The sequence below is a fragment of the Pseudonocardia sp. SID8383 genome, assembly GCF_009864975.1.
GTDB lineage: Bacteria > Actinomycetota > Actinomycetes > Mycobacteriales > Pseudonocardiaceae > Pseudonocardia > Pseudonocardia alni.
The window spans coordinates 1-7,940 of the sequence record NZ_WWFY01000338.1 but is presented as its reverse complement, the minus strand read 5'-3'; the positions used below and the strand labels follow the sequence as shown (position 1 = coordinate 7,940).

General features: G+C 74.9%; 11 protein-coding genes and 1 pseudogene. 2 read left to right on the top strand and 10 right to left on the bottom strand.

Annotated features, from left to right (window positions below):
- Positions 1-143: 143 nt before the first annotated feature.
- From GTW08_RS08055 to rimO, 4 genes are all read right to left on the bottom strand, one after another.
- Complete coding sequence (locus GTW08_RS08055; RefSeq protein ID WP_073578099.1) at positions 144-992, bottom strand: PspA/IM30 family protein; 849 nt, start codon at positions 990-992, stop codon at positions 144-146.
- Between the two features lie 189 nt (positions 993-1,181).
- Entirely contained in the window at positions 1,182-1,553 is a 372-nt protein-coding gene (locus GTW08_RS08050; protein WP_073578100.1) for a helix-turn-helix domain-containing protein, read from the bottom strand.
- A 135-nt stretch (positions 1,554-1,688) separates the two neighbouring features.
- Positions 1,689-2,303, bottom strand: coding sequence for a CDP-diacylglycerol--glycerol-3-phosphate 3-phosphatidyltransferase (gene pgsA, locus GTW08_RS08045; protein WP_161151704.1), 615 nt, complete (start codon positions 2,301-2,303; stop codon positions 1,689-1,691).
- Positions 2,300-3,796, bottom strand: a complete 1,497-nt coding sequence (rimO, locus tag GTW08_RS08040; RefSeq protein ID WP_161151703.1) for a 30S ribosomal protein S12 methylthiotransferase RimO — start codon at positions 3,794-3,796, stop codon at positions 2,300-2,302. The genes pgsA and rimO overlap by 4 nt, the downstream gene beginning before the upstream one ends.
- 52 nt (positions 3,797-3,848) lie before the next feature.
- Here rimO and GTW08_RS08035 point away from each other — a divergent pair, with 52 nt between their 5' ends.
- Positions 3,849-4,370 carry an amino-acid N-acetyltransferase gene (locus tag GTW08_RS08035; RefSeq protein ID WP_073578102.1) on the top strand — a complete coding sequence of 174 codons (522 nt, stop codon included), beginning with the start codon at positions 3,849-3,851 and terminating at the stop codon, positions 4,368-4,370.
- A 2-nt stretch (positions 4,371-4,372) separates the two neighbouring features.
- Here GTW08_RS08035 and GTW08_RS08030 read toward each other — a convergent pair whose 3' ends face one another.
- Positions 4,373-4,810, bottom strand: a complete 438-nt coding sequence (locus GTW08_RS08030; protein WP_083659076.1) for a hypothetical protein — start codon at positions 4,808-4,810, stop codon at positions 4,373-4,375.
- 21 nt (positions 4,811-4,831) lie between these two features.
- Here GTW08_RS08030 and GTW08_RS08025 point away from each other — a divergent pair, with 21 nt between their 5' ends.
- Positions 4,832-5,317: a PadR family transcriptional regulator gene (locus GTW08_RS08025; protein ID WP_083659077.1), complete on the top strand. Its 486-nt coding sequence runs from the start codon at positions 4,832-4,834 to the stop codon at positions 5,315-5,317.
- Here the strand turns inward: GTW08_RS08025 and GTW08_RS08020 are convergent.
- The 5 genes and pseudogenes from GTW08_RS08020 to gvpO all read right to left on the bottom strand — a co-directional run.
- Complete coding sequence (locus tag GTW08_RS08020) at positions 5,232-5,531, bottom strand: gas vesicle protein K (RefSeq protein WP_073578104.1); 300 nt, start codon at positions 5,529-5,531, stop codon at positions 5,232-5,234. The two genes, GTW08_RS08025 and GTW08_RS08020, sit on opposite strands and share 86 nt — an antisense overlap.
- Entirely contained in the window at positions 5,521-5,730 is a 210-nt protein-coding gene (locus GTW08_RS08015; protein WP_062401191.1) for a gas vesicle protein, read from the bottom strand. Before GTW08_RS08015 ends, GTW08_RS08020 begins: the two co-directional genes overlap by 11 nt.
- Positions 5,727-6,470 (bottom strand): GvpL/GvpF family gas vesicle protein, encoded by a 744-nt coding sequence (locus tag GTW08_RS08010; protein ID WP_073578105.1) that lies wholly within the window; start codon positions 6,468-6,470, stop codon positions 5,727-5,729. The genes GTW08_RS08015 and GTW08_RS08010 overlap by 4 nt, the downstream gene beginning before the upstream one ends.
- Positions 6,471-6,890: 420 nt before the next feature.
- A pseudogene (locus GTW08_RS08005) lies at positions 6,891-7,208 on the bottom strand (gas vesicle protein); the annotation flags it as partial.
- A gap of 9 nt (positions 7,209-7,217) precedes the next feature.
- Positions 7,218-7,940: gas vesicle protein GvpO (gene gvpO, locus GTW08_RS08000; RefSeq protein WP_237453645.1), on the bottom strand; the 723-nt coding region annotated here is incomplete at its 5' end.

Here is a 7,940-nt window from a genome sequence, read left to right as displayed (position 1 = left end):
CCGGCGCCGCCCGCACCCGCTGACCCCTGCTGCCACGGGCGCCACCGGCGGCCGGGCCTGCGGACAGCCGCCCGGGCCCGGACACACGTCCGCCGCGGTCCCTGGGCGGGACCGCGGCGGACGGGACGGAACGGGCGAGCGGCTCAGGCGGTGCCGGGCTGCTGCTGGTTCTGGGTGTTCTGCTGCTGGGCCGGCGCCGGCGAGGACGGCAGCTGCTGCTGCGCCTCCCCCTGGCCCACCTGCGGGGCCTGCTGACCCCCGGCGATCGGCGCCCCCGACATCGACGCCCGGATCTGCTCCAGCCGCGACATGCCGGCCATGTCGGTGGTCGACTGCTGGACCTCCAGCATCCGGCCCTGCACCGAGTTCTGGGCCAGCTCCGCGGACCCGAGCGCGGTCGCGTACCGCTTCTCGATCTTGTCGCGGACCTCGTCGAGCGAGGGCGCGTTGCGCGGCGCGGAGAGCTCGCTCATCTGCTGCAGCGACTTCGCGGCCTGCTCCTGCATCTTGGCCTGCTCGAGCTGGCTGAGCAGCTTGGTGCGCTCGGAGATCTTCTGCTGCAGCATCATCGAGTTCCGCTCGACGGCCTGCTTGGCCTGCGCGGCGGCACCGATCGACTGGTCGTGCAGCGTCTTGAGGTCCTCGACGCCCTGCTCCGCGGTCACCAGCTGCGTCGCGAAGGTCTGCGCCGACTGCTCGTACTGCTGGGCCTTCTGCTCGTCGCCCTGGGAGCGGGCCTGGTCGGCCAGCACGAGCGCCTGGCGTGCCGACGACTGCAGCTTCTCGATCTCGCCCAGCTGCCGGTTCAGCTTCATCTCCAGCTGACGCTGGTTGCCGATCACCGCGGCCGCCTGCTGCGACAGCTGCTGGTGCTGGCGCTGGGCGTCCTCGATGGCCTGCTGGATCTGCACCTTCGGGTCGGCGTGCTCGTCGACCTTCGACGAGAACAGGGCCGACAGATAGCTGAAGAACTTGGTGAATCCGTTGGCCATCTCTGCGCGTCCTCCGCCTGCGTTCGCTCGCGACCGTGCCCGCCACCACGGCGGGCGTGCGGACCCCGGACCGACCCCGCGTTCCCCCCGTGGTCGGCACCGGACCTCCGGCCCTGTCCATCCTGGCATCGCTGCCGGTCTGTCCGCACCCTACCGCGCAGGAGCGGTCGGCCGGGGCGGGCCGTGCGATCAGGCAGCCGAGGCCACCGGCCCGCCCGAGGACGCCGGCGCGGCGACCACGGAACCCGGCCGCCCGGCCAACCGCAGCTCGGCGTGCCGCTGCCCGATCGGGACGAGCACGTCGTCGCGACGGCCCGCGGCCGCGGCGGACGTCGCCGTCGCCATCTCGGCGGCGACGATGGTCAGCAGGTCCGGCACGGAGACCCCGAGCGCCTCGCAGATCGCCGCGAGCAGCTCGCTGGAGGGCTCCTTGCGCCCGCGCTCGACCTCGGAGAGGTACCCGAGGCTCACCCGCGCGGCCCGCGAGATGTCGCGCAGCGTGCGCCGGCGCGCGGTACGCACCTCACGCAGCCCACTGCCGATCGCTTCCCGCAGCAGCATGTGCCCTCCTCGACTGCTCCCCGGACACCCGGTGATGTCTCACCGTACCGACTTCCCCGGTTCCCACGCGCCGTGACGCTGTCCGCCCACGGCGAACACCTCAACGCCGCGTGGGCCCCGGATCGTCCCCGCAGGTCAGGCGGGCCGGGGGCGGACGGCCTTGCGGACGTAGTCGGCGCCGGTCACCACGGTGAGCACCAGCGCGACGGCCATCACCGCCCACTGGAGGACGAGCACGGCGGTCGCGGCGGCGCCGGGGCCCAGCAGCTCCGGCAGCGGGAGCAGGAACAGCCCGATCGCGACGGTCTGGGCGACGGTCTTGGCCTTGCCGCCGCGGCTGGCCGGGATGACCCCGCGACGGCGGATCACGACGAAGCGCAGCGCGGTGATGCCGAGCTCGCGGACGACGATCGCGATCGTCGCCCACCAGGGCAGCACCCCGAGGATCGACAGCCCGATCAGGGCGGCGCCCATCAGGGCCTTGTCCGCGATCGGGTCGACCAGCGCACCGAACCAGGTGACGAGCCCGCGGCTGCGGGCCAGCTGGCCGTCGAGCCGGTCGGTGGCCGCCGCGATCACGAACACGGCGAACGCGACCAGCCGCCACATCACGTCCTCGCCGCCGTCGACGAACAGCGCGACGACGAACACCGGGACGAGCAGCAGCCGCAGGACGGTCAGCGCGTTCGCGATGTTCAGCAGCGGCGGGTCACCGACTCCGGCGGTGCCCCCGGCCGGGTGCGAGCTCATCCGGCTGCGGAGGCCGCCGGGACGGCCGCGGCCGGCACACGCGGGTCGAGCAGTTCCAGGGCCTCCACCAGCAGGTCGACACCCTCGGTGTCCACGACGCGGCAGCGGACCAGGTCACCGGGTCGCAGCGAGTCCGGTTCCGGGCCGTCCTGCGCCGCCCCGACGACGGTGGACTCGCCGTCGGCGTCGGGGCCCTGGTGCGCGGCGCGGCCGGTGCAGTCGTCCTCGTCGCTCTCCCCGGACTCGACGAGCACGACGACCTCGGTGCCGATGCGTTCCTCGGCGCGCTGTTCCATCAGCTCGTCGACCAGCGCGGAGATCCGCGCGACACGGGCCTGCACCTCGGCCGGGTCGACGTGGCCGTCGTAGCCCTCGGCCTCGGTGCCGTCCTCGTCGGAGTAGCCGAACACACCGACGGCGTCGAGCCGGGCACCGGTGAGGAAGGCCTCCAACTCGGCGAGGTCCTCCTCGGTCTCGCCGGGGAACCCGACGATGACGTTGGAGCGGATCCCGGCCTCCGGGGCGAGCGCGCGGATGCGCTCGCAGAGGTCGAGGAAGTCGGTGCGCGACCCGAAGCGGCGCATCCGGCGCAGCACCCGCGCCGACGCGTGCTGGAACGACAGGTCGAAGTAGGGCGCGACGCCCGGCGTGGTGGCGATGACCCTGAGCAGGTCGGGCCGCAGCTCGGCCGGCTGCAGGTAGGCGACCCGGATCCGCTCGACCCCGTCGATCCCGGCGAGCTGCGGGAGCAGGTCGACCAGTGCGCGGGTGCCGCCGGGGAGGTCCTTGCCGTAGCTGGTGGAGTTCTCGCTGACCAGGACGAGCTCGCGCACGTCCTGCCGGGCGAGCCAGGCGGCCTCGCCGAGCACGTCGGCCGGCGGGCGGGACACGAAGCTGCCGCGGAAGCTCGGGATGGCGCAGAACGCGCAGCGGCGGTCGCAGCCCGACGCGAGCTTCAGCGACGCGACCGGCCCGCCGGAGAGGCGGGTGCGCGCGATGTCGGGCACCCAGTCGTGACCGGGGACCGAGACGTCCGCGGTCGCGGCCGGGCGCTCGACCGGGGAGATCGGCAGGAGCGTGCGGCGGTCGGTGGGGACGTGCGGGGCCGGGGCGTGCCCGCCCAGGACGTCGCCGAGGCGCTCGGCGAGCTCGGGGTAGGCGTCGAAGCCGAGCACCGCGTCGGCCTCGGGCAGGTCGGCGGCCAGCTCGGCGCCGTAGCGCTCGGCGAGACAGCCCACGGCGACGACCTTCGCCCCCGCCGGACGGGCCACGTCCGAGGCGGCCAGCACGGTGTCGATCGAGTCCTTCTTCGCCTGCTCGACGAATCCGCAGGTGTTGACGACGATGACGTCGGGGCTGCCGTCCTCGGCGTCGACCAGCTCCCAGCCGGACCCGGCCAGGCGGCCCGCGAGCTCCTCGGAGTCGACCTCGTTGCGCGCGCAGCCCAGCGTCAGCAGGGCGGCGCGCCGGGGTGCGTTCTCGGGGGAAGCCACGGGTACCAGGGTAGACGCCGGGTCCGACGGCCCCGGTCTAGGCTCTCCTGCCGTGCCCGAGCCCGTCCCCGCCCCGGTTCCCGACGTGATCGTCCGCCGTGCCCGCACCCGCGACGTCCGCCGGATCCGCGAGCTCGTCGACGAGTACGCGGGCACGGTGCTGCTGGCCAAGGAGACCGTGACCCTCTACGAGGCGGTCCCGGAGTTCCTCGTCGCCGAGGTCGACGGCACGGTCGTCGGCTGCGGCGCCCTGCACGTGCTCTGGGAGGACCTGGGTGAGATCCGCACGGTCGCGGTGTCGCCGTCGGTGCTGGGCCGCGGGGTCGGGCACCGGATCGTCGCCGCCCTGATCGACGGCGCACGCGACCTCGGGCTGGAGCGGCTGTTCGTGCTCACGTTCGAGAAGCAGTTCTTCGCCCGGCACGGCTTCGCCGAGATCGACGGGACGCCGGTGTCGGCCGAGGTGTTCGCGGCGATGCTGCGCAGCTACGACGCCGGCGTCGCCGAGTTCCTCGACCTCGCCCACGTGAAGCCGAACACCCTGGGCAACGTGCGGATGCTGCTCACCCTCTGACCTCAGCCGGTGGCGGCCCGCACGGCCGCGACCACGGCCCAGACCAGCGCGGCGACGATCGCGACGACCAGTGCCACCAGCAGCAGCACCGGCGCCAGCGCCACGACGACGCCGATCAGCACCTTCGCCGCGGTCCCGAGCGCGGCGAACCCGCCCTTGATCGCGCCCCACACCGGGTTGTCACCGCGGGCGAGGGCCTTGCCCGCGCCGAGCGCGGCGCCGAGACCCGGCCCGCCGTCGGCCGCCATCCGCTCCAGCGAGTCGGCCAGGCGGTCGACCTGGTCGCAGGCGAGCGCGGCGATCCGGTCGACGAGTGCGGCCAGGATCCGCTCCCCGGCGGCGCGCAACTGCGTCATCGGGTCGGGCGGCGCCGGCGGGGTCGCCGTGCGCGGCTCCCGGGCCTGCGGGACCGCGGGGGCCTCCTGCGTCGCGATGCTCATCGGGTCCTCGCGGGGACGGCCATGACGATCGGTCCTCTCGGTTCCGGGTGTGTGTCGGTTTCCGCCCGCCCGGGCGGGGGAACGCTGCAGTTCGAGCCGACGTGCGGAGGGAGCGCGCCCATGCGGCCACCGGACCGGTCGACGCTGGACCTGCTGCTCCTCGGCGCGGTCCACGACGCCCCCGGCGACGGGGCCGCGGTCCGCGACGCCGTGCTCGACCGCTCCGGCGGCGCGCTGGCCCTGTCGGCGGGCTCGGTGTACCGGGCGCTGCACCGGCTCGAACGGAACCGGCTGGTGCGACGCCCGGCCGGGAGCCGCGGGTACCGGCTGACCCCGGGCGGGGAGCGGGTGCTGCGGTCGCGGACCCGCGAGTTCGAGGCGCACGTGCGGGCGGTGCGCGCGGTGCTGCCCGGCGGGGGTGTCACGAGCGGTGCCGGGGCAGCAGCGGACCGAGCGGGCCGAGCTCGAGGTTCAGGTCCGCCGCGGTCAGACCGAACTCCGCGGTGAGCTCGTCCATCGCCTCCTCGAGGTGCATGAGGGCGCTGCCGAGGTCCTCGACCTCGTCGTCGGTGAGGTCGCCCTGCTCGACGCGGCGCAGCGCCTGGCGCTCCATGAGCTGACGCAGCAGCTCGACGATCGTCAGCACCAGCTTCATGAGGTCCCGGCGGACGGCGTCGCGGTCGATGTCGATCCGGCCGCCGGGGCGCGGGTCAGGCGTCATCGGGCGGCTCCTCCCCCGCCTGCCGCCCGGCCGGGGCGATCGACACGATCAGCGCGCGCAGCGAGATGCGGATCAGGTCCACCCCGGCCAGCGAGACGGTGACGTCACCGGCCAGCACGACCCCGCCGGCGAGCAGCCGGTCCAGCAGGTCGACCAGCGCGACCTCGCGGTGGGCGAGGCCGGTCTCCCCCGTGCTCACCGCTCCTCCTCGACGAACGAGTACGGCACCCACGGCCCGGTGACCTCGACGGTGAGCCCGGCGCCGTCCGCGGCCCCCGTGACGGCGGCGCGCCAGGTGTCGCGGTCGGCGTCGTCGACCAGGTAGGCGCCGTTGAGGACCATCGGCTCGGTGCGTCCGGTCAGCGCGGGGGCGTGCAGCCGGTGCCGTCGCGTCGTCACCGCGGCCCGCGCCGCCGCCTCGTGCAGCCGCTGCGCCGCGGCGTGGGCGGTGTCGTCGTCGCCCGCGACGCGGTCGAGCTCCCGGCGACGGCGGCGCAGGTACTCGGCCCCGGACGACGCCCGCCCGACGTCGCGGCGCTCCGGCCGCGTCGTGGCGTAGGCCTTCACGCCCCACTCGGTGCGGCCCCGGAGCCGGTCCAGGACCTCGGCGAACGCGGTGTGCCGTTCGGTCAGCACGGCGCGGACCCGGTCGTCGTCGCGGTAGACCGTCGCGAGGGCGAGCGGCGCGACGACGGTGCGCGCACCGAGCGCGTCGACGACGGCGTGGTGCTCCCGCGCGGTGGTCGCCAGCCAGGTCAGGTCCTCCAGCCGGGCGGTCAGGGCGCTCTCGCCGAAGTCGGACTCGGGGACGGTGCCGGTGGCAGCCCAGAGCGCGTCGCCGCCGGTCACCGTGTGCACCGGGCGGCCGCCGATGCCCGTTAGCCCGGCCAGGTCGGGCGGGGCAGCGTCGCCCACGGCGTAGACGTAGGTCAGGTCCACGGCTCAGTCCTTCCCGCGTGCCGGGCGACGGGTGGTGGTCGTGCGGCGCCGCCGGGTGGCGGCGGGACGGGTGCGACGGGGTGGGGCCTCGGGTCCGTCCCCGTCCTGTTCCGCGCCGGCCCGGCCCCGGTGACCGGCCGGGTCTGGTCCGTCGTCGGGTTCGTCCTCGCCGGGTTCGTCCTCGCCGGGTCCGTCCTCGCCGGGTCCGTCGTCATCGGTCTCGTCGGCCGGTCCGTCGGCCGGTCCGTCGGCCGCGTCGTCGGCGGCGGTCCCGTCGGTCTCGGCGTCGGTCTCGGCGTCGGCGACGGCCCGGTCGATCGACCTCTCGACGGCGGCGTCGTCGGCCCGGGCCGATGCCCCGTCAGGACCGTCGTGGGTGTCGTCGGACGGCGCGGACCGCTCGTCGGCGGGGAGCAGGCGTTCGAGGCGCTCCACCCGGTCACGCAGCCGTGCGTTCTCCTCCTCCAACTCGTCGCGGCCGCCCGACAGCGTCGGGTCGCGCTCCCACCAGTCGATGCCCATCTCCTTGGCGCGGTCCACCGAGGCCACGACCAGCCGGATCTTGATGGTCAGCAGCTCGATGTCGAGCAGGTTCACCTGGATGTCGCCGGCGATGACGATGCCCTTGTCCAGGACGCGCTCGAGGATGTCGGCCAGGTCGGTGCCCGACTGCCGGGGCGGTCGCTCGGTGCGGCGCTGCGGCGCACCGGGACTGCTCCAGCGGACGGCGTCGCTCATGGTCCTCCCTCAGTCGTCGTCGCCGCGGCCGCGCGGGTAGCGCCGGACCCGCTGGTACGACATCAGCTCGGCCTCGTCGTCGAGCTCGGCCTCGTAGACGGCGAGCACGTCGGAGGAGTCGGGGATGCGCTCGGTCTCGACGACCTCGACACCGACCAGCCAGCTGTCGTCCTGCCTGCGGACGAACGTGACCCCCTCCGGTGCGCGGCCGGTCATCTCCGCGATCTGTTCGACGGCGGCGCGGGCGGCCGCGCGGGCGCCGATGCGACGCCGGGGCGGGTCGGGTCGCGCCTCCGGCTCCGCGTCCTCAGGCTCCTCGCCCTCTGTCACCTCGTCGTCCGGTCCCTCGTCCTCGGGGGAGTCGTCCTCGTCGAAGCCGTCCTCCTCGTCGTCACCGAGCTGGTCCACGATCACCTCGGGCTCGGGCTCCCTCTCCTCCTCGGACTCGGGATCGGGATCGGGATCGGGCTCGTCGTCGGAGTCGTCGTCGGAGTCGAGGTCGGTCTCCCGGTCGTCCCCGGTATCGGTGTCGGCCTCGTCCCCGGTCCCGTCGTCGGCTCCCGTGTCGTCCAGGACCTCCTCGTCCCGGTCGCCCACCGGCTCCCGGTCCGGCTCGTCGCGGCCGGCACGTCCCCGCCGCGGGCCTCCGCCCGCCGGGCGACGCCGCCGCTGTGGGGGCTGCTCCTCCGTGTCGTCACGGCGACGACGCGGCGCCGCCGGGGCACGGTCGTC

Bases quoted from the DNA above. Each gene is read 5' to 3' on its own strand.
- GTW08_RS08055 (WP_073578099.1), bottom strand. From the start codon at position 992: ATGGCCAACGGATTCACCAAGTTCTTCAGCTATCTGTCGGCCCTGTTC.
- GTW08_RS08050 (WP_073578100.1), bottom strand. From the start codon at position 1,553: ATGCTGCTGCGGGAAGCGATCGGCAGTGGGCTGCGTGAGGTGCGTACC.
- pgsA (WP_161151704.1), bottom strand. From the start codon at position 2,303: ATGAGCTCGCACCCGGCCGGGGGCACCGCCGGAGTCGGTGACCCGCCG.
- GTW08_RS08030 (WP_083659076.1), bottom strand. From the start codon at position 4,810: ATGAGCATCGCGACGCAGGAGGCCCCCGCGGTCCCGCAGGCCCGGGAG.
- GTW08_RS08025 (WP_083659077.1), top strand. From the start codon at position 4,832: ATGACGATCGGTCCTCTCGGTTCCGGGTGTGTGTCGGTTTCCGCCCGC.
- GTW08_RS08020 (WP_073578104.1), bottom strand. From the start codon at position 5,531: ATGACGCCTGACCCGCGCCCCGGCGGCCGGATCGACATCGACCGCGAC.